20 protein-coding genes are annotated in these 21,052 nt (G+C 41.8%); 9 read left to right on the forward strand and 11 right to left on the reverse strand.

Going from position 1 to position 21,052, the window contains the following annotated elements; all coding sequences use genetic code 11:
- Positions 1–391 precede the first annotated feature (391 nt).
- Positions 392–1,396, forward strand: a complete 1,005-nt coding sequence (gene sigB, locus A4S05_RS01155) for a sigma-70 family RNA polymerase sigma factor SigB (RefSeq protein WP_069068044.1) — start codon at positions 392–394, stop codon at positions 1,394–1,396.
- A 19-nt stretch (positions 1,397–1,415) separates the two neighbouring features.
- Here the strand turns inward: sigB and A4S05_RS01160 are convergent, their stop codons facing one another.
- The 6 genes from A4S05_RS01160 to A4S05_RS42890 form a co-directional block, all read right to left on the reverse strand.
- Positions 1,416–2,033: a hypothetical protein gene (locus tag A4S05_RS01160; protein ID WP_069068010.1), complete on the reverse strand. Its 618-nt coding sequence runs from the start codon at positions 2,031–2,033 to the stop codon at positions 1,416–1,418.
- 84 nt (positions 2,034–2,117) lie between these two features.
- Positions 2,118–2,792, reverse strand: a complete 675-nt coding sequence (locus A4S05_RS01165; RefSeq protein WP_084226931.1) for a cation diffusion facilitator family transporter — start codon at positions 2,790–2,792, stop codon at positions 2,118–2,120.
- Between the two features lie 316 nt (positions 2,793–3,108).
- A complete protein-coding gene (locus A4S05_RS01170; protein ID WP_218107922.1) occupies positions 3,109–3,300 on the reverse strand; it encodes a TFIIB-type zinc ribbon-containing protein in 192 nt (63 codons plus the stop codon).
- Positions 3,282–3,374: a TFIIB-type zinc ribbon-containing protein gene (locus A4S05_RS44120; protein WP_218107923.1), complete on the reverse strand. Its 93-nt coding sequence runs from the start codon at positions 3,372–3,374 to the stop codon at positions 3,282–3,284. Before A4S05_RS44120 ends, A4S05_RS01170 begins: the two co-directional genes overlap by 19 nt.
- Before the next feature lie 59 nt (positions 3,375–3,433).
- Entirely contained in the window at positions 3,434–5,479 is a 2,046-nt protein-coding gene (locus A4S05_RS01175) for a heavy metal translocating P-type ATPase (protein ID WP_084226932.1), read from the reverse strand.
- Between the two features lie 109 nt (positions 5,480–5,588).
- Positions 5,589–5,720, reverse strand: coding sequence for a hypothetical protein (locus A4S05_RS42890; RefSeq protein ID WP_255264445.1), 132 nt, complete (start codon positions 5,718–5,720; stop codon positions 5,589–5,591).
- Positions 5,721–5,815: 95 nt separating this feature from the next.
- Here A4S05_RS42890 and A4S05_RS01180 point away from each other — a divergent pair, with 95 nt between their 5' ends.
- The 4 genes from A4S05_RS01180 to A4S05_RS01195 all read left to right on the forward strand — a co-directional run bounded on the left by A4S05_RS01180 (position 5,816) and on the right by A4S05_RS01195 (position 9,687).
- A complete protein-coding gene (locus A4S05_RS01180; RefSeq protein WP_069068011.1) occupies positions 5,816–6,220 on the forward strand; it encodes an ArsR/SmtB family transcription factor in 405 nt (134 codons plus the stop codon).
- Positions 6,221–6,266: 46 nt separating this feature from the next.
- Entirely contained in the window at positions 6,267–7,118 is an 852-nt protein-coding gene (locus A4S05_RS01185) for a CPBP family intramembrane glutamic endopeptidase (RefSeq protein ID WP_069068012.1), read from the forward strand.
- A gap of 471 nt (positions 7,119–7,589) precedes the next feature.
- The gene (locus A4S05_RS01190) at positions 7,590–8,915 is read left to right on the forward strand and encodes an Nramp family divalent metal transporter (protein ID WP_069068013.1); all 1,326 of its coding nucleotides are present in this window, start codon (positions 7,590–7,592) and stop codon (positions 8,913–8,915) included.
- A gap of 88 nt (positions 8,916–9,003) precedes the next feature.
- Positions 9,004–9,687, forward strand: a complete 684-nt coding sequence (locus A4S05_RS01195; protein WP_015186432.1) for a tetratricopeptide repeat protein — start codon at positions 9,004–9,006, stop codon at positions 9,685–9,687.
- A gap of 57 nt (positions 9,688–9,744) precedes the next feature.
- Here the strand turns inward: A4S05_RS01195 and A4S05_RS41225 are convergent, their stop codons facing one another.
- Together A4S05_RS41225 and A4S05_RS01200 are read right to left on the reverse strand one after the other, a co-directional pair.
- Positions 9,745–9,927 (reverse strand): hypothetical protein, encoded by a 183-nt coding sequence (locus tag A4S05_RS41225; RefSeq protein WP_176726883.1) that lies wholly within the window; start codon positions 9,925–9,927, stop codon positions 9,745–9,747.
- A 188-nt stretch (positions 9,928–10,115) separates the two neighbouring features.
- The gene (locus A4S05_RS01200; protein WP_218107924.1) at positions 10,116–10,964 is read right to left on the reverse strand and encodes a HupE/UreJ family protein; all 849 of its coding nucleotides are present in this window, start codon (positions 10,962–10,964) and stop codon (positions 10,116–10,118) included.
- A 552-nt stretch (positions 10,965–11,516) separates the two neighbouring features.
- On the opposite strand from A4S05_RS01200, the gene A4S05_RS01205 reads away from it, so the two are divergent.
- From A4S05_RS01205 to A4S05_RS01220, 4 genes are all read left to right on the forward strand, one after another.
- Positions 11,517–14,636, forward strand: a complete 3,120-nt coding sequence (locus tag A4S05_RS01205; RefSeq protein WP_069068014.1) for an efflux RND transporter permease subunit — start codon at positions 11,517–11,519, stop codon at positions 14,634–14,636.
- Between the two features lie 247 nt (positions 14,637–14,883).
- Positions 14,884–15,429, forward strand: a complete 546-nt coding sequence (locus A4S05_RS01210) for a hypothetical protein (RefSeq protein ID WP_069068015.1) — start codon at positions 14,884–14,886, stop codon at positions 15,427–15,429.
- 295 nt (positions 15,430–15,724) lie between these two features.
- Complete coding sequence (locus A4S05_RS01215) at positions 15,725–16,054, forward strand: DUF190 domain-containing protein (RefSeq protein WP_069068016.1); 330 nt, start codon at positions 15,725–15,727, stop codon at positions 16,052–16,054.
- 9 nt (positions 16,055–16,063) lie between these two features.
- On the forward strand, positions 16,064–16,978 hold the full coding sequence (locus A4S05_RS01220) for a cation diffusion facilitator family transporter (protein WP_069068017.1): 915 nt from the start codon (positions 16,064–16,066) through the stop codon (positions 16,976–16,978).
- Positions 16,979–17,096: 118 nt separating this feature from the next.
- Here A4S05_RS01220 and A4S05_RS01225 read toward each other — a convergent pair whose 3' ends face one another.
- From A4S05_RS01225 to A4S05_RS01230, 3 genes are all read right to left on the reverse strand, one after another.
- Positions 17,097–18,452 carry a transporter gene (locus A4S05_RS01225; protein WP_256090773.1) on the reverse strand — a complete coding sequence of 452 codons (1,356 nt, stop codon included), beginning with the start codon at positions 18,450–18,452 and terminating at the stop codon, positions 17,097–17,099.
- Positions 18,453–18,606: 154 nt separating this feature from the next.
- Positions 18,607–18,864, reverse strand: coding sequence for a hypothetical protein (locus tag A4S05_RS39915; RefSeq protein WP_141699619.1), 258 nt, complete (start codon positions 18,862–18,864; stop codon positions 18,607–18,609).
- Positions 18,803–20,344 (reverse strand): SulP family inorganic anion transporter, encoded by a 1,542-nt coding sequence (locus A4S05_RS01230; RefSeq protein ID WP_069068018.1) that lies wholly within the window; start codon positions 20,342–20,344, stop codon positions 18,803–18,805. The genes A4S05_RS39915 and A4S05_RS01230 overlap by 62 nt, the downstream gene beginning before the upstream one ends.
- Positions 20,345–21,052: the final 708 nt, after the last annotated feature.

A 21,052-nucleotide genomic window follows, 5' to 3' on the forward strand; every position in this document is an offset into this window, starting at 1 on the left:
TGTTTAATGAGTAACTTTACACTTTTTTAAATTTTATTTAGGAGGCATAAGCCAGGAGGAACCCACCTTTAAAAAAGTGAGATTACAATAAGGACGTTTTATACTTCTCTGCGAGACGTTGCGCGAACGCTGCAAGCAGTCTCAGTATAATTATTGCTTTTTAATCGGCTTTAGACCAGAACTAAAGTTTTAATTGATACTCATAACCTCCTGCCCCCTGCCTCATAACTCCTGCCTTTTAGTAAACTCTAGAAAATGTCACGATAATTACTTTAGATAGAGCTAGCGAGGAAGTTTACAATATTTTCATCCTTTCAATTAATTTATATTTATTTATGATTTTTTGAACATTTGTTTATTCAAGATTTATTCAATGGAGGCTAACCTATTCATGCCTAACTCAGCATCCCAATTAACCAAAGTTAAGAGCAAGAATAACGAATTTTCATCTACAGCAGATACAGTGCGTATCTATCTTCGTCAAATTGGACGTGTACCTCTGTTAACCCATGAGCAAGAAATTTTTTTTGCTAAACAAGTTCAGCAAATGATGGCAATTATTACTGCGAAGGAAGAACTATCTGAAAAATTACAGCGTGAACCGACTCTGCAAGAATGGGCTGACAAGATGCAGTTGAAAGAAGATGTGCTGCTGCAACAATTAAGTCAAGGACAAATTGCCAAGCAGAAGATGATTCAGGCTAATCTGCGGCTGGTAGTGTCTATTGCTAAAAAATACCAAAAACGCAATGTTGAGTTTCTAGACTTAATTCAAGAAGGTACATTGGGGCTAGAACGAGGGGTAGAGAAATTTGATCCAACTCTTGGATACAAGTTTTCTACTTATGCTTACTGGTGGATTCGTCAGGAAATTACACGAGCGATTGCACAACAATCCCGCACCATTCGTTTACCCATTCACATGGCTGATAAGCTGAACAAAATTAAGCGTGTTCAACGAGAGTTATCTCAAAAGCTTGGTTACACTGCCGACGTGACTGAAATCGCCCAAGCACTCAATCTGGAACCCAGTCAGATTCGAGAATGTTTGCAGTTTGCTCGTCAACCTGTTTCCTTAGATATGCGAATTGGGCCTGAGCAGGATACTCAATTGCAAGATATGCTGGAGGATGATGGAATATCTCCCGAACGCTACGCGGAGCGGGAATTACTCTATCAAGACATTCACAACCTATTAGCAAAGCTGACTCCCCAGCAAAAGGAAGTATTAATCTTGCGCTTTGGTTTAGCAGGTGAACACGAACTTACTCTGGTACAGATTAGTCAACGTATGGGCATTTGTCGGGAACGAGTGCGACAAGTGCAACAACAAGCTCTCACACTTCTACGAAGATATGGGGTTAACTCACACAGCTATCTGGCTGATGCTCCTTAATTTTGAACGCTTGTAGCAGTTATTTGACTTTCACCCTTTGCTTCATCCACCAAAAGGTTCCCAAACCTGCAATAATGACACTGATCGCCATAGCTCCAGTAAACCATTGATTCGCAGACTTGGTTGACTGACTCGATGGTAATTCTTGCTCAGTTTTTTGAGAGCTTGTAACTGGCGCTGGTGTCGATGCTGCTACACCACTAGCTACTATTACCTCATACTGCATCTGAAAGGGTTTAAAATTACTTTCGACTTTGGGAGTGCAACCTAACTCTAACTGATAAGCTCCTGTTTTAGGAAAAACAACATCTGCACCAGGAATACCCTGATATCTCTCAACTGAAATCGCTTGCACCGTAGGCTGTAATACAGGCGAATCTTTCTGTTTACGGGGTTGAGAGTAGACAGCCATTTGGCAATTCGCCTGCGACACTGGCAAGATTTTCCCTCCCTTGCGGGTGAGTGCAACCCAGACTCTCGCTGTTTCTCCTGCTTTGGGACTGTGATTTGGTTCAACGTGCCAAGTACCAGCCACATCCCCCGATAGTTGAATTTTATGTGCTAACACTGGGGTGACGAGCAGTGACAGAAATACCGCTCCCATCAAGCTTATATTAATCTTTGATTGGTGTGACATTGTGGTGCATGGCAGCTGGTAGTCGAATTCTTAACTATAGCGATCGCTTCTGTCAAGAGACAAAGTGTCAAACTGAACCGAACGTCAGAGCTTGCAAGTAAGTTGAAACTGCCTCAGACTATCTTTAATTAGAGAAATAGCGCTGATGCTCAAAAACAAGGCAACTAGTAAACTAGCTACTGCATCTGCCCATAGCCAATTAAAAAAATAAACACAACCAGCAGCCAGAATTACACCGATAGAACTGCCAGCATCAGCAATCCCGTGTAAGAAAACTCCCCGCAGATTTAAATCATGATGACTATGTTTGTGCAATGGTTGGATACTCAAACCGTTAATTACTATGCTCAAGGTAGCTACAATCAGCATGGGTAAGCCTGATACAGGTTGAGGATTTTGAAGACGTTCCACAGCTTCTAAAGCAAGGAAACCAGCTAAAGTTACTAAACTCGCCCCATTTAGTAATCCTATACAAGCTTCTATTTGCTGGTACTTAAAATTCGTTTCACCTGAAGATTGGCGCTCTGTTAACCAGACTACGAACACTGTCAATCCCAAAGTCACAACATCGGAGAATAGGTGTCCCGAACCTGCTAAAAGTGACAGGCTACCTCCCCAAAGTCCAACTCCTAATTCTATTAAAAATAGGCAACTTCGCAGCCCTAAAATAACCCAAAGTAACTTTAATTTTTGCGTATCATCTACAGTTTTGGTGTAGGAATGGTGGGAATGTTGCAATTTTGGGTTGGTAAAATCCATCTTTATTTTTTAGATTCAAAGCTTCTAATTTAAAAATTGAGGATAAACGAAAATTCAAGCAATGGAATATATTTTAAGAGTAAAAGTTTAAATTATTTTAATTTAAGTCAAGTTTTTAGTTGATTGTAGTTTACGTATAATTTGATGTTATCTGTCTCATCTATCTCAACAAAAATAAAAATTTGTAGTGTCTTTTGAGTTTTAGTTACATACACAAAATACATATTCATCAACTATAATTTAAGCAGATTGTTAATCAATCCGAATACATAGCCAAAACCCAACGACACTAATCAAATCTCAGATGGATAGTAAATCAAAAATCAAATAATTCCCCCAAAAATGATTTGCGTCTTTTTTCCCCTCGATATCTTTCTCTATGACTTCCTTCTCGATACTCATGTTTGCCTTGGTGTTTATCTGTATATATCTCATCTTCAAAAGGAATTGCTGTAGAGCGCTCAATTAACTTTTCAAGCTCACCACGGTCTAGCCAAATTCCCCACATTGAGGGCAGTAATCAATTTCTACTCCCTGACGGTTTGACAACCTAAGTTCAACGTTGCAGACAGGACACAACATACTTGTACTCTCCCTAAAATAAAAAAATATATTTGGACAAATTTAGGTGTTTCAGCTTTTTATTTCAGCACTCTCGTAGCATTAAAAATCGCTAACAAAGCTACACCCACATCAGCAAAAACTGCTTCCCACAGCGTTGCTACTCCAAAAGCCCCTAAAGCGATAAATAGACCTTTAATAGCCATCGCCAAAATAATATTCTGCCAAACAATTTGATGGGTCTTTCTACCAATTTTTATTGCTTCGGCTACTTTTGATGGTTTATCTGTCATGATAACTACATCTGCTGTTTCAATTGCTGCATCAGAACCTAATCCACCCATCGCCATACCTACATCTGCTCTGGCAATTACTGGAGCATCATTGATCCCGTCTCCTACAAAGGCAACTTTACTGTTTTTTGGAGTTTTACTAAGAATTTTTTCAATTGCATTCACCTTATCTTCTGGTAATAGCTCCGCTTCGTAAGAATCTAAACCGATTTGTTGAGCAACGCGGGAGGCAATAGCTTGATTATCCCCTGTCAACATCACTATTTTTTCTACTCCCAATTTCTTCAAAGCAGAAATCGCTTGTGCTGCATCCTCTTTAATTTCATCCGCAATTAAAATGTATCCCGCGTAGATATTATCTACAGCAAGATGAACAACCGTACCGTCCACATTGCAAACAGCATGAGCGATATTTTCTCTATGCAATAGGCGGTCATTTCCTGCCAGTACGACTCGCCCTTTCACCTTTGCTTTAATACCATGACCCGCAATTTCTTCGTAATCTTCAACCTCAGATTCATCAATCTTGTTTTCGTAAGCTGCTCGAATTGATTGAGCCACAGGGTGATTTGAGTGTGACTCTACTTTAGCAGCCATAGCTAATAATTCGCTTTTTGAAAAACCATTGTCTGGCACGATTTGCGTTACTTTGAAAACACCTTTAGTTAGTGTTCCTGTTTTATCAAACACCACCGTTTTAACTGCTGCAAGCGCATCTAAATACGTAGAGCCTTTAACTAAAATTCCACGTTTAGCAGCACCGCCAACGCCTCCAAAATACCCTAGAGGAATACTAATAACCAGTCCGCAAGGGCAGGAAATAACTAATAGTACGAGGGCACGGTAAATCCATTCTAAACGAGTTGCACCAGGAATAAATAAAGGAGGAAGTATCGCAACTGCTAGTGATCCAAAAACTACAAAGGGTGTATATATTTTAGCAAATTTGGTAATAAATTTCTGCGTTTCAGCCTTTTTACTGCTGGCATTCTGTACAAGTTCTAAAATCTTAGATATTGAAGATTCACCAAACAGTTTTGTGACTTTGATAGTGATCACACCTGTCTGGTTAATCATGCCTGCTAAAACAGTTTCTCCTACTTGCACTGTTCGCGGAACAGATTCTCCAGTTAATGCAGAGGTATCAAGTTGAGAATTCCCTTCTAGAATCTCACCGTCTAAAGGAATTTTTTCTCCTGGCTTGACAATGATGATGTCCCCTACTGTTACTTGTTCTGGAGATACTTTTTTGACTTCACCGTTGACTTTAAGATTGGCATAATCAGGGCGAACTTCTAAAAGAGATTTTATCGACCTGCGAGAATTACCAACGGCATACTCCTGAAATAACTCTCCTATTCTAAAAAACAACATAACTGCTACGGCTTCTGGAAGCTTGTCAATAGCGAAAGCCCCCAATGTTGCCACAGTCATTAAGAAATTCTCATCAAACACTTTGCCACGCAGAATATTGCGACCAGCAGTAGTTAAAACCCCCCAGCCACTTAATAAATAAGCAGGAATGAAAACCAAATATTCACCGATAGAGTAGGGTGTGTTGTGTAGTTGTTTTTCAAAAATAAAACCAACAATAAATAAAATGACAACCAAAATAATAGGAGTCACTTCTTTTTTTAGGTTAAATTCCCCATCTCCATGACTGTGGTCATGGTCGTGGTCGTGGTCGTGGTCGTGGTCGTGGTCGTGGTCGTGGTCGTGGTCGTGATCATGGTCGCCATCATGAGCGTCGTCGTGGTTATGATTCCCATTATGGTTGTGGTCACTTTGGCAACTGCAACTGCCGGAATCTTGAGAATTTGTTGTTTTTTTCATAGTTCTGTAAGTATTGTCTCAATTTTGACTAAGAAGTGTTCATTCCCTCGGTTTTATCTTGAATTATCGCGTTCGCGTAGCGGCTGCTTTGCAGCATCGCTCGCTAATATTAATCCTCAAAAACCTTGCTTCTAAACAGCCGCATTCCATTCGCGATCACTAATAAGGAAGTTCCCGTGTCTGCTAAAACCGCGATCGCTAATGGCAGCTTGATAGCAAAAGCAACAGAGTGAACTGCCAATATTCTAATACAACTATTGAATAACTATTCAACTGTACAGTTGTTAAAATTTTAGTTATTATTGAGATTGATAACCATTACAAATAAAACTTAGTATGAATAAACACAAGAAAAAGCAGGATTTGGACTTACTTCAAAGTTCTGATGCACCGACCTGTGAGACACATTTGGTACATCTAGATAATGTACGCTCAACTCAGGCACAAATCTTGGCTACAGATAAAGCACAGCAAATGGCAGAAATCTTTGGGATACTGGCAGATCCGAACCGCCTACGTCTTTTCTCGGCTTTAGTAAATCAGGAGTTGTGTGTTTGCGATCTAGCAGCATTGACGAAAATGACGGAATCAGCCGTTTGCCATCAACTACGGTTATTGAAAGTCATGCGTTTAGTCAACTATCGTCGAGAAGGTCGGAATGTTTATTACACTCTAGCTGACAGTCACGCGATCAACTTATATCGCTCTTTAGTAGAAAATTTGAATGAACCAAGTGTTTAGGTTTTCACCTTAAGTTAAATATAGGTTGCCTTAGTGAATTGATCCCATGCCAGCACCTAATTTGAATTTTGCCCGCTTTGCTCACTATCCTGCACCCGCGCGGCTGGGTATATTTGTGATGGCTTTACTACTGCTATGGCTACCTTTTGCTGCACCAATCTACTGGCTTTGGGGTACTGGCAACACAGTCAGTATCATTACTATGCTCGTGTTGTATGGCGATTTTGTGTTTCTTCTTCGACTATGGGGGGAAAAAGTTCATTCCTCTCCCCATCCGCTTGAAAATTACGGTTTAGTACGAACTCGTCAGAACGGGTTAGCGCTTTTAAGGGGTCTATGTTTAGGACTAATAAGCCTTTTCTGCCTGTTTCTCTTAGAAGGCAGATTTGGTTGGTTAATTTGGCAACAAACTCCTCAATTTTTACCCAAGACTATATTAGAAGGATTGATTGTGGCTTTGGGAGTTGGGTTAGCAGAGGAGTTACTGTTTCGAGGCTGGCTGGTAGATGAGTTGCAATTTGATTATGGTTTTAAAGTGGCTTTATGGACTAGCAGCACCATTTATGCAGTTTTACATTTCATTAAACCTTGGGCGGAAATTTTGCGGACTTTACCTAGTTTTCCAGGGCTGTTGCTGCTAGGTCTAACATTGGGGTGGGCAAGGCAATTGTGTAAAGGGCAGTTAGGATTTGCTATTGGATTACACGCAGGTTTAGTTTGGGGCTACTACATTATCAATGTAGGGGATTTGTTATTATACACAGGTCAAGTTCCCGTTTGGATAACAGGTATTGACCGCAATCCCCTAGCAGGTGCAATGGGGTTGCTGTTTATTAGTTTCATTGCTTTGGGATTGCACGTAATTTCTGGAATTAAACGACGGAGTAAGCACAGCTAATGAGTTACGGTTGCCTTACTGTTTGTATAAAGATGCTTCAGTGAAGCAAGTTTGACAGCTTGTCTTTCGTCAATAAGAATATCTACCAGCGATCGCTTTAGCAGTTAAATAGGCGAGGACAATCAACCGTACAAACAGTGGTGATGCCATACCCTCAACTTCAATTTCTCGCTGGATCTGAAATTGCGTAAATTGGTGGTCAGCTAATTATGCGATCGTTGCCAGAAACCTATGTCCTTACCCATCTTGAACCATTGGAAGACCCAGTATCGTGGTATGACCAGAACTTAGATAGGACAATTAATATTAGTAGGGATTGAGCCTGAGCAGAATCCGAAGGCTAGGGAACCTACTAGAGCTTAAATTGCAACTTCCCTGCAAGGAAGGAAAATTTTGCCACTAAAGATTGATGTTTAGTCCAGATTTTCTGACATTATGAGAAGAATATGAAAGAATTTCCCCAGAAAATAAATGACCCCTCCCGAAAACCGCCCCAGTCTCCCTGAAGTTCACCGCAGTATTAAAATTCCCAACACTAAAAGCTTTTGGCGCAAGATGCTGGCTTATGCAGGGCCAGGGTATCTGGTTTCAGTGGGATATATGGACCCTGGAAACTGGGCAACAGATATCGCCGGGGGGTCTAAGTTTGGCTATACCTTGTTGACAGTAGTTATGCTGTCGAACCTGATGGCGATATTACTGCAATCGCTATGTGTGCGTTTGGGTGTTGCCACAGGACGAGATTTGGCACAGGCTTGTCGAGAGTATTTCAATCCAAAGGTCAACTTTTGTTTGTGGATACTATGTGAGATTGCGATCGCCGCTTGTGACTTAGCTGAACTACTGGGAAGTGCGATCGCCCTGCAACTTTTATTCGGTATTCCCTTGATATGGGGTGTGTGCATCACTGCGCTGGATGTCTTGATATTGCTATTCCTGCAAAGTAAGGGTTTTCGTTATACAGAAGCCCTGGTAATAATGTTGGTAGCAACCGTAGGCATCTGTTTCACAGCGGAAATTCTGTTCTCTCGACCTGATATGGGGGGAATTTTGTTAGGATATCTGCCCAAGAAAGAAATTTTACAAAACCCAGAAATGCTCTATATTGCTATTGGCATTTTAGGCGCAACAGTGATGCCTCACAACTTATATTTACACTCTTCTATTGTGCAAACCCGTGATTGGCAACCTAGTAATGAAAAAAGATGGGAAGCGATTAAGTTTGGCACAATTGATTCAACTTTTGCTCTATCGTTGGCACTGTTTATCAACTCAGCCATTTTAATTGTGTCTGCCGCCACGTTTCATTTTTCTGGGAATCAAAATGTAGCAGAAATTCAAGAAGCTTACAAACTGCTTTCACCATTATTAGGCGTTAGTGCTGCTAGCGCCATCTTTGGAATTGCTTTACTTGCTTCCGGTCAAAGTTCAACACTGACTGCAACCTTGGCTGGGCAGATTGTTATGGAAGGGTTTTTACAATTTCGCCTTCCATCCTGGTTACGCCGTTTAGTTACCCGTCTGCTTGCCATCATTCCAGCGTTGATTACGATTATTATCTTTGGGGAACGTAGTACAAGCAGCCTCATCGTTCTTAGTCAAGTTATCCTCAGTTTACAGTTACCGTTTGCAGTGATTCCATTGGTGATGTTTACGAGTAACCGTCGCTTAATGGGAGAGTTTGTAAATCCCCTGTGGCTAAAATCTCTAGCTTGGCTGGTTGCTATTATTATCGTCGGGTTAAATGTTTGGTTGCTATTACAAAGTATTTTGATTTGGCTGGGTTTCAATCTCTAAATCTGTTTAAAAACCGCTTAGGATGGATCTAGTCGAGAACAATCCCGTGCATCTGTCTTGATATATCTATCAAGGAGAAAGTCAAGCTATGAACTATATTCGCAAAGCTGCTACCATCTTAGGAATAACAACTAGCGTACTGAGTGGAATACCTGTTGCTGTCCATGCTGCACAAGAAGCACCAACGCGCATCCAACAGATGAATTTTCAGGAATACCATAACCAGGGAGTGCAAAAGCTTGAGCAAGGTAACTTCAACGGCGCAATAGAAGATTTTAGTCGGGTAGTACAGTTAAATCCCCGATACTATGAAGGTTTTTGCCTTAGAGGTTTAGCAAAGTCTCAATTAAAAGACTTTAAAGCAGCCGTTAGCGACTTTGATCAAGCACTGCGACTCAACCCAAACCATACAGATGCTTACAACGGTCGAGGGACTGCTCATGCGGAACTAGGAAGCATTGAAGCAGCTATTACCGACTTTAACCAGGTACTTAGAATTGATCCGAAGTCTGTAGATGCTTACTACAATAGGGGCTTTTTGAATTATAGACAGGGAAATCATAAACTGGCGATCGCAGATTTTAACCAAGCACTACAAATCAACCCCAATTTAGCTGATGCCTACGGCAACCGAGGACTTGCTGAATATGCTTTAGGCGATCGCAAAAATGCCATTAATGATTTAGAGCAAGCTGCAAGTCTGTTTCAACGGCAAGGAGATACTCTTCGGTATCAGCAAACACAAGCTCTCCTTCAGCAGATTCAGCCCTAAAGTAATTCAAATAATTGTCAAACCCAACTTTTCAACAAATCTTACGGAATAGTTGGGTTATTCAATTAAGGATTTAATGTTTCGCCGTTCTACACCTATATCGACAGTTAACTCGGCACAGTCATGTAATAAGAAAATTGCAATGCTAGACTTTACCGAAGAAGAAAGCAATGCAGCTATTTGGTTGCGACTGCCCATATTGTATGAATTCTCTACGCATCCTGCACGGTCAAGCACCAATGGTTTACTAGTATTTTGATTGTAAGGAAAGTTAGGTGTATTCTATTTGTTATGTGTCTGCTGAGTTTGGCATCAAGATTTTAAGTAGTAATACTATAAAAAATTCACAACTTTTATAATCTATTGAGGTGGGTTAGCGTGATTCATAACCCACCAATCTGCAAAATTTTAATTTAAAGCCTTTGCTATTAACCAACGAGAGAAGTGGTCAAGAAAACAACTCCTATTGAACAAATAGCCAAACCAATAAATTGCAGTATCTTTAAGAATTGATTGGCAAATTTTTCGCTTACAACTTTACCAATTAGTAACGCACCGATAGCAATCCCATATTGTATTAAGGTGAAGCCTGCTAGGTAAGCTACTAGCGGTGTCATTTGTGCGCCGACAATGGACTCACCGTAAGCATAACCATGAAATAAACCAGCAACTGCTCCTAACAGAGCTAGCACAAACCAATTGGGTTTTTTCGATAGCAGCAACATTGCACCAAAAGCAATCACCGAACTAGCGATGACGATCTCACTTAAGGGTAAATCGAATTTTAGTATATGAATTCCAGTTCCAGCCATAGCTGTCAAAACGAAAGCTACTGGAATTAACAATCCATTTTGTTGTCTAGCACTAAGTAAACCAATAGCAACCACAAAGGCAAAATGGTCAAGACCAATAACGGGGTGGGCTAACCCAGACAAAAACCCTTCAAAGAAATTAGACGGTGTTTTACCACCAATGGCATGATGTGCTAAAGCTGGATGAGCAGCACTTAAAAGTCCTATGCAAGTTAAGAAGGCAATTCCTAAGTAAAACTTTGTTAAAGTTACCGTTGATGATTTTTGTTTGTAGTTAGCAACAAGCTGGATTTTTAACACTGTGTATCTCCCAATATTAGAGTTTAAATAGATCAATAAACATCGTGACTCAGCAACCAGAGCGTGATAGTCATTTAACATTAAAGTCTCACTGTTAACGCTGGTAACTAACTCTTCCAGACCCGATGTAGCATTCAGACAATATCGGATTGTGTACAGTTGCACTGATATATTGGCAATAAATTCATATTTTTTAACTATTTTATGCAAGTTATCAATTCTCTTAACCGCTCTTCAAAAAGATCCTTTTTGGGAATATGATATGCAGTAAAGATAGAGAGAATAGGTTAAAAACTATGCCCAATATATATCGCAACGTTCTCCAGCAACGGCTAACCGAGATAAGTTCACGATTTGGAGGGTTCAGTCCTCAAAACACCCCGAAAACCTGTTTCTCCATAGAAAAAAGCGTCAGGTATAGGCTCTAAAGCCCTTGTTCCATAAGGCTTCCAAAATTACCTTCCAAGTCGTGATTACAACCTTCTGCCGGGTTCCCATTGGAATTACCAATTGCGAATTAGATTGACTGTTGATGGTTTAGTAACAATGCCCAAAAATTCATCCCGCGCTTCCCGAAGGGACAGACGTGGGGCAACTTTAAGTTAAAGCTAAAAATTTCATCTCAATTTCATCTTCATTTGGGAGAGTAGGTAAAGTACTTGATCTTTAAACTTACTTAGCTGCACAGCAAGCAGACATCCCTTAAAACGTTTAAAAATGCTTGATTATATTGTTAAATGGTCGATCGCTCAACGCTGGCTAATAGTTATTGCTTCCATCCTCATATCTGTTTGGGGCTTTCTCGTCCTTACGCAAATGCCACTGGATGTATTTCCCAACTTTGCTCCCCCGCAAGTGGAAATTATGACCGAAGCCCCAGGACTTGCAGCAGAAGAAGTTGAGTCCCTAGTCACCCGACCAATAGAAAGTGCTATCAACGGTACCCCAGGACTGGAAGCATTGCGTTCTTCCTCAGCTGTAGGTCTTTCTGCTGTGAGAGCGACTTTTAGCTCGGATACAGAAATTTATCGCGCTCGCCAATTGGTGACAGAACGGTTACAACAAGCACGCAGTCAACTACCGCAAGGTGTAGAAGATCCAGAGGTTCTTCCCGTCAGTTCGCCTTTAGGATGGACTGTCAAATACGCCTTTACCTCCGAAACCACTCCACTAATGGAGGTATGGCGGATTGTCAACTGGCAAGTGAAGAACCGCCTGCTGGCTGTCCCTGGTGTAAGTAATATTGTTGTATTTGGTGGGGATGAGCGTCAGTATCAAGTGTTGGTTAACCCTGATAAGCTGAAAGCGTTTAATGTTTCCCTTGATGATGTCACCAAAGCAGCACAAGCATCCAACGCCAATGCACCAGGGGGATTTTTAATTACTCCTGACCAAGAGACATTGGTGCGAGGGGTAGGGCGGATTGAATCTATCGAGCAGTTGAAAAAATCAGTAATTAAAGCCAAAAATGGCACGCCAGTACTGTTGGAACAAGTGGCGGATGTACAAATCGGTGCAGCACTCAAACGCGGCGATGGCAGTTTTGCAGGTAAAAAAGCAGTAATTTTGACAGTCAACAAACAGCCAACAGCAGATACGCCAAAAGTAACGAAGGCGGTTGAGACAGCAATAGAGGAAATTCAAGCCGGTCTGCCTAAAGATGTCAAAATTACAACTACTTTCCGTCAGGAAGATTTTATCGAAGCCTCGATCGAAAACGTCGAAGAAGCTTTGCGTGATGGTACTATCATCGTTTCCGTCATCCTGATTCTGTTTTTGATGAATTGGCGCACGGTAATCATTAGTTTGAGCGCCTTACCCGTGTCCTTATTATTAGGAATGATGATTCTGAACTGGACAGGACAAGGCATTAACACCATGACTTTGGGCGGACTGGTGGTGGCTATTGGTTCAGTGGTCGATGATGCCATTGTAGATATGGAAAACGTCTACCGCCGCTTGCGGGAAAACCAACTAGCGGGTAATCCCATTCCACCATTGCAAGTAGTCTTCAATGGTTCAGTTGAGGTGCGGGTTAGTGTCCTCTTCGCCACAATTATTATTGCAGTTGTCTTCGCACCAATTTTCGCCCTCTCTGGTGTGGAAGGTCGAATTTTTACACCAATGGGTTTAGCCTATCTGCTGTCAATTGCTGCTTCCACCCTAGTAGCGCTGACATTAACCCCAGCAATGTGCGCCCTGTTGCTAACGAATACAAGATTACCCAGTACAGAAACTTGGTTGGAAAAACAAACCCATAAACTTTACCGTCCAGCTTTGAAATTTTCTATGCGCCGCCCCAAAATTGTTTTGGGAATGGCAATGGCTGCCTTTGTGGCTTCATTGGTAATTATGCAGGGTTTAGGGCAAGTTTTTTTACCAGAATTCCAAGACCGCTCTTTGGTGATCGCCGCAGTTTTAATGCCTGGTCAATCTCTGGATGCGACTAATCAAGTAGGGTTAGCGATCGAAGAAGCCCTGAAAAAAAATCCTGGGGTTGAAACGGCTCAATTGCGCTCTGGACGGGCTGTGGGGGATACTGAGGTAGCTGGTGTAAACGGGGCGGAAATAGATGTCCAACTCAGTGAGGAGGGGGCAAAAGATCGAGAAAAAACAATTGAAACGATTCGTAAAGAATTTGATAAAATTCCCGGAGTCGTTCCCAATATCGGCGGGTTTATTTCGCACCGGATGGATGAGGTACTCTCAGGTGTACGGAGTGCGATCGCTGTGAAAATTTTTGGCTCCGATTTGGAACAACTCCGCACCCTTGGTCAACAAGTACAATCAGCTATGGGCCAGGTTTCGGGTCTAGTAGATTTGCAACTAGAACCGCAAGTACCGATTAAACAGGTACAAATTCAATTTGACCGCGACGCAGCAGCTCGTTATGGTTTAACTATTGGCGAATTGTCAGAGGTAGTAGAAACTGCACTGAATGGGCGAGTCGTTTCCCAAGTATTGGAGCAACAACAAACCTTTGATATGGTGGTTTGGTTGCAAGAAAAATACCGTAACAATATTGAAATTATCGGTAATTTGCTAGTTGATACACCCAACGGACAAAAAATTCCCTTAGCCCAAGTCGCAAAAATCAACTATGGTACAGGCCCCAATACCATCAACCGCGAAAACGTCTCCCGCTATATTGTCGTATCCAGCAACGTGGCTGGACGAGATTTAGGTTCTGTAATTAAGGATATTCGGGAGAGAGTTAAGCAACAGGTGCAATTACCCTCTGGATATTTTATTGAATACGGTGGTCAATTTGAAGCGCAAGAGGGAGCGACGAAAACTTTACTTTCGGCTGGGGCATTAGCATTTGTGGCGATCGCACTCATCCTTTACTTTGCTGTTAAATCAATTCCTGCAACCATCATGATTTTAATTAATTTGCCTTTGGCATTAATTGGTGGTGTGATTTCCATAGCCTTGACAAGTGGCATCATTTCCGTAGCTTCAATGGTAGGATTTATTACTCTATTTGGTGTGGCAGCACGTAACGGACTTTTGTTGGTTGAGAACTACAATGCCAGATTGGCAGAAGGACAACCTTTACCGCAGGTTTTGATGGAAGGTTCAATGGAACGCTTAGTTGCTATCTTGATGACAGCATTGGCTTCAGCATTGGGTATGGTACCTTTGGTAATTGGTAGTGGTGCAGGCAAAGAAATTCTTCAGCCACTAGCCGTTGTAGTATTAGGTGGATTGTTTACCTCTACTGCTTTAACCCTGTTAGTACTTCCAGCTTCCTATGTGCAGTTTAGGAAATTTTTGGTGCCGAGAAAGACCACACCAATACAAGATATTGAAGTTACCCAAGGTTCGACTGCATGAGGTAAAAACCTCATATTTTCTGGGGCTGATAACGCCGTACCCTTTACCTGCTCCTTGTTAACTGGTTTATACCATTTCACTTTCAGGTTGCTACAAATGGGCAGCAAGGGAGCAGGCGGCAAGGGAGGAATGATTTGTAACTATAATGCGTATGAATTGGTATTTAGGACTATTTTTCTATATTTTTGCCAACTATTCAGATACCAAATTGTGTTTCAATTACTAACAAGTGATAAGGAGTGAACCCATGAAATCATTAAAATTAGGTTTGGTTACTTTTACAAGTATAGGATTACTTTTCTTGGGAGCTTGTAGTGGTGGAAGTCAAGAAAATAATTCAAGCAGTAACACGGAATCTACTACAAATCCAGCAGCAAATACTTCAAAAACCGAAGCTACTAAATCAGGTGATTCATCTAAAGAACATGATGAAAAAGGCCATTCTCATAAAAACGATGAATCACAAGAAGGTAAAGAACATTCACATGGTGGTCAAGTTGTTGAATCAGGTCAATATCATTTAGAGTTAGTCACAGAAAAAGAAGATAAAGGAACTCATTTAGATTTTTATTTGAAAAAAGGCGAGAAGCATGAGGTAGTTTCTAATGCTCAAGTGACAGCTGCAATTCAACTACCAGATGGGAAACAAAAGTCGGTACCTCTTGCCTATAACGCTGATGGTAAACTTTACGAAGCAGAAGTATCAGAACAAGCAACTGGTCAATATCAGGTGAAAATTACTGCGGATGTCGGCGGTGAAAAGCTAAACGGTCGGTTTAATTTTAATCAATAGCAAGTTTGTCTTGCTTGTGGGACAGTTATGTTTCAAATGAGTTTATTTCATTATTTAACTCCTGTCCCTAATTATATAAACAACGAGAGTCAACTGCTTGTGTTACTAAGCAAAGTTCAAAACTAGAATAATTTCTATTATTTAAGATGAAAGGGAGATATAGCAATTCCATTTAATTTTTGAAAAGCTGAGATAGCCAAAGCCTTCCATTACCACGTCTATTTATTCCTGTCTACCTACTTAGTATCTCAGTCAAAAATTATCTTTACATATTCGTAAATATAAAGAAATTATCATGACAACATGGAAACAATTAACAATTTATGTTAGCGAGTTGGATTGTTGGGAACATCAACCCCTTCATCAAGTTCTACTCGGAATGGCTCGCAGACAAGGATTAACAGGGGTAACGGTAGTGCGGGCAATTTCTGGATATGGCAAACATGGCGTTTTTCGTACTCTAAATCAGCTAGACTCGTCTACTGAGTCCTCTGCATTACCGCTTCTCGTTACGGTTATTGATAGTGAAACTGCAATAACCGAATTTTTTTCCTTGGTCAAATATATGCTTAAAGGCAAGTTTGTTACTTGTCAAACCATAGAAGTTCTCTCCACCGGAGCGTGAAAGGCAGTCATGTCTCATAATCATAGTCACGGACACGATCGCGGTGGCAGTAATTACAACCGTGCCTTTGTTATCAGTGTTGCCCTCAACACAGGATTTGTCGTCATTGAGGCAACCTATGGCATTGTTGCTAACTCCCTTGCCTTGCTTGCTGATGCAGGTCACAATTTAAGCGATGTTCTGGGTTTACTACTTGCTTGGGGAGCAAGCATTCTCGTCCGTCGTCGCCCGACATCACGTCGCACCTACGGGCTGCGCCGTTCTTCAATTTTGGCTGCGCTTTTGAACGCCGCCTTTCTCCTAGTTGTTTCTGGCGGTATTGGCTGGGAAGCAATTCAACGGTTTCGTGAACCTGCTCCGGTAGCAGGAGGAATAGTAATTACAGTAGCAGCTATAGGAATTGTCATTAACACAGTAAGTGCCTTGATGTTCTTGTCGGGGCGTAAAAGTGACTTGAACATCAGAGGCGCATTCTTACATCTAGTTGCAGATGCTGCGGTATCTGTAGGGGTTGTACTGGCTGGTATTGCAATTATTGCTACAGGTTGGCTGTGGTTTGATCCAGCGGTGAGTTTGATTGTTACTGTGGTGATTGTAGCTGGCACTTGGGGACTTTTACAGGAATCCTTGAATTTAATTACAGATGCTGTACCAGCAGGAATAGAACCTTTGGCTGTCCGTACTTATCTAACCGAACTCCCTGGCGTGGCTCAAGTTCACGACTTGCATATTTGGGCAATGAGTACCACAGAAACAGCACTCACTGTTCACCTTGTCATCCCAGCAGGTTATCCCGGTGATACTTTTTTAGCACGGGTAGTCCGTGAGCTTCACGACAATTTCAGCATTGAACACCCAACCATTCAGGTGGAAATAGGCGATCCGAGTTACCAATGTCCTTTTGCTCCTGATAACCTAGTTTAATTCAATTGTTAGCTGACTTGAAAATACTACTTCGATGTTTATCGATATAGATACCATACCCCATGCCCATTTTCATCCGTTAATATTGTGCGCGATCGCCCAAAAGCTCCAGTAGGTATCAGAAGCGCACAGCGAAGCCTACAAAAGGATTAAAATCATCTGCTGCCTGCGTTATCCCAATGTTGACACCCGCATCTAGCTGCAAATTCTCTGTCAGGAGGTATGTTACACCAGTATCAAAGGTGGCAACTAATTCTGAGCCACTCTCAGTAGTAATATCTGTGAATAGCTCGAAATAGGTACCCAGTCTATCTGTAGCTTGGTAGCCGAAGACAACGCTATTGACAAATCCCACATTATATCCGAGGTCAGCCTCATTTTTATTGAAGTTGAACTGGGTCTGCAAACCTACGTTCCATTTTTCAGATAACTCAATCGCCAAGGGAAAAGTAACGCCACCCTCAATCGAATTATTTCCTAGATTATCTTGATTGGTGGGCAATTTGATAAAAGATACCATACCAAAAGCAGTTGTGCCGCCATCATTGCCCCAAAAGTTGACTCTCACACCAACTGTAGTATCACCAAAGCCAGAATTCTTTTCTGTAGTACCATCTCTAAACTCGGTACGCACGTTGTTGTATGTTTGCGGGCTAATCTGAAGCTCAACGTTATTTAGCAAACCTACTCGAATGTTGGGAATGAAAGTTTGGAAGCTTTTAACATCTATGTCGTCTTGGTTATTAGTATCCCTGGTATAAGTTACTAAATCCACCTCAATTTGGTAATGTCCGGCATCAACGGTATAGGGACTGTCAGTTTTGCTAGGACGACCTGAATTAAAATCTCGCATCAGTTCCCTGGGTGTGGGATTGAACAAGTTGTATTGGCTCTTGTCAGGTGGGGTATTTTCAGGTTGATTGGGCTGTTGAGTAACTGCCTCTGATATCTCCTGTTTGGCTGTGGGTAAGTAATATTGGCTCTTTTCCGGCACAGGAGATGGAGTATTAAGCTGGAGGTCGCTAGCTTTCAGGCTGTAGGAAGGTGGAGAGAGACTGAGGCAATCCCCAGATTGCTGAGAAAGGTTAGGTAATTGAGTTAAGGTATTGGACTTGGACTCTTGAGTCGGTCGATAAATTGATGCAAGAAGACTAATGTTAATGGGTTGAATGATAGCTGGAATTAACTGAGTTCGAGCCATTTCAGCAGTAAGGACACTATTTGTCGGAACTCGCATAGAATTGACATCCAACTGCTCAAAGACGGGAGTTATTTGCGCCAACGTATTAGACTCTTGGGTACATGGATTGGTTGGTTGCTGAAAACTTGTAGATAGGTCTGTGACTGTAATTAACTGATTTTGAGCGGTTTCAACAGCAGGAGCCTCAGCTGCAATGGCACTGTTAGCAAGCACCAACATAGCACCCAAGAAGACTGGACTGATCCGTAAAGCCTTCTTGAAAATTTTTGACATTGTTCGTCCTCACACTTAATGAAAAAACACTAATAACTTGGATACTAGTGCTTATAGCTTGAATTACAGCAATTTTCAGATAATTAAACCACGATTTGGAGTGAGCTATGTGTAAGTGATTGTTTGATTTAATACTAGTATAGCTTTATGTAGTTTAATTGACCTGTGGCATACAAGCGATCGCCCTGAGAATTGATTCCCAATCCAAAGTACTGGCTACCCTGAGTCGAACGGTCAATGACAGCGATCGCCTCACCAGGACTACTTTCAATCCCTTTCCAATGAGAAGTTGGTGGAAGTAGCAGGGAATCTGCATACTCCTCTCCAGAACAAGCAGACAGCGAAGATTTCTACGTCGCTCTTTGCGATCGCCCAATGACAAACGGTTGGCGGTAGCGCTCCACCAAACCATCCCACTGCACGACGAGGGTGCTTCCCGTCTGCTTCTGTTGCTTCTCCCACACTGAGAATAAGTCGAGGCAAGAGTGGTCAATGTAAGCTAATTTTTCTAGGTGCAAATGCAGTGCAGTTCTTGGTGGAACCTGTTCTAGGGCTTTTGCAAGCATTGGCAACCGAATAAATGTTGCCGCTCCTTCTAAGTACATATCAATCCGTTGATTTTTTTCATCTTTTTCAAAGTGAATTTTCAGATGAGATACTTTGTAGATCAGCTTGACCGCTGACAGTACAATGCCGATTAGCACGCCAGTAAGTAAATCGGTAACGACAATACCGATTAAGGTGGCAAAGTAAATCGCCAGAGGAAAGCGCCCGTACTGCTTTAGCTTGCGGATTTTCTCTACTTCCACCAGCTTGTAGCCCGTGTAAACTAGAATCGCTGCCAGACTGGAAGTAGGAATTAGCTTTAGAACATCTGGTGCAGCAATCACCAGAGCCAGCAGCCACACGCCGTGAAACATCGTGGCAAGTCTCGTTTTACCCCCTGCTTCCACGTTAACGGAACTGCGGACAATCACCCCTGTCATTGGTAGCGCCCCCAGCACTCCACAAATTATGTTGCCAAAACCTTGCGCGGCTAGTTCGCGATCAAAATCCGTTTTTTGTCCCTGGTGCAGTCGGTCTACTGCGGCGGCTGAGAGTAGGCTTTCTGCACTGGCGATTAAGGCGATCGCTATTGCTTCCATAAGCAGTGGTGCTTGAAGCAGGCGCGTTAAGGAACCAGGCGTTGGCAATTGAATTGCAGAAGCAAGATTAGCAGGCACATCGATGTATTTAATTGGCAGCTTCATGATGGCGGTGATCGCAGTTGCTACCACCACAGCAATCAGAACACCAGGTAGCAAGTTCAATCTTCGAGGCTTAAACTTATCCCAAACTACGAGGGTGAAGATGCTAACCAGACCTATAAGCGCAGCAGTTTGATGATTGTTGGCGTCGCTGAAAAAGATACCCTTGTAGATGGCGTTGGGAATAGAAATTAGGTTCTCAATTCCGCTCGCGCGTGGCAAGTCATCGACCATTACGTGGAATTGGGAAGCGAAGATCAGTACGCCTATACCTGCAAGCATTGCATAGATCACTGCCGGAGATATGGCGCGGAACACCTGACCCAGCTTGAATACTCCCGCCAGCAATTGGATTAATCCTGCCAGCAGAAGAATAGGCCCGAGCATTTCAATGCCGTAATCGCGGATCAGTTCTGCGACAATGACAGCAAGTCCAGCAGCTGGGCCGCTGACTTGTAGTGGGGAACCTGCGATCGCGCCAACAATAATTCCGCCTACCATTCCTGTCACTAAGCCACGAGCTGGAGGCACTCCCGAAGCGATCGCAATCCCCATGCACAGCGGCAGTGCGACAAGAAATACAACTATGGATGCTAATAGGTCATCGGTGATGAATCGTTTGTCAAAGATGTCTCTGATTGCCATTTTTTTAGTTGTAGGTACGTGGACATAAAAAAACAGCCAACCAACTGAGGTGCCTTTAAAAGGCTATGCCGCCCACACAGACTAGTTACAATCGTTTGGAAAATTGCCAGCATTTTTTGATGTTTGTCTAACTCCATCATTTAGGCGTGGGTAGGAATCCAACCTGAAGAGTTGAATACCAAAGCTAGCAATTTTTTTAAACGTTTACGTTTTGATAATCTTTGCGGCACACAGATAAATTATTAAAATTGACTGTTTTTTCCGAAGAATCTACTTATTTGGCAAACTTGGTAATACATTTCTCAAATTCAGCATAGAGTCCTGCTCCTCGCCATAACAGACCCCAAACCTCTAAGTATATCGGGGTGGTTGAAAGCAGATAAAGTACCCTATTATCAGGATTTTAACCTTTAGTTTATATCAAGTTTTTAACTTTAAGTCAAGCAAAACTATTAGTTATATTTCCTAACAAAAATGATAATTATTGCTGAATTTAAAAAGAAGAATAATGTATATTTATCAATTAAAAAGCTTGATTAATTATTAAAACTCCCAAATATTTTTGACTGTGCCCAGCTTTGTATTGAAAATTCAACTATATACCTTAATCTGACTTGAATCTGACTTGCTTTCTCGTTATAAGATTTAAATTTATGAATTTATCCCAGCATTAACTTCTGTCTACAGGAGTAAGTTTTTTATTTAAAA

This window comes from Nostoc sp. KVJ20, assembly GCF_001712795.1.
GTDB lineage: Bacteria > Cyanobacteriota > Cyanobacteriia > Cyanobacteriales > Nostocaceae > Nostoc.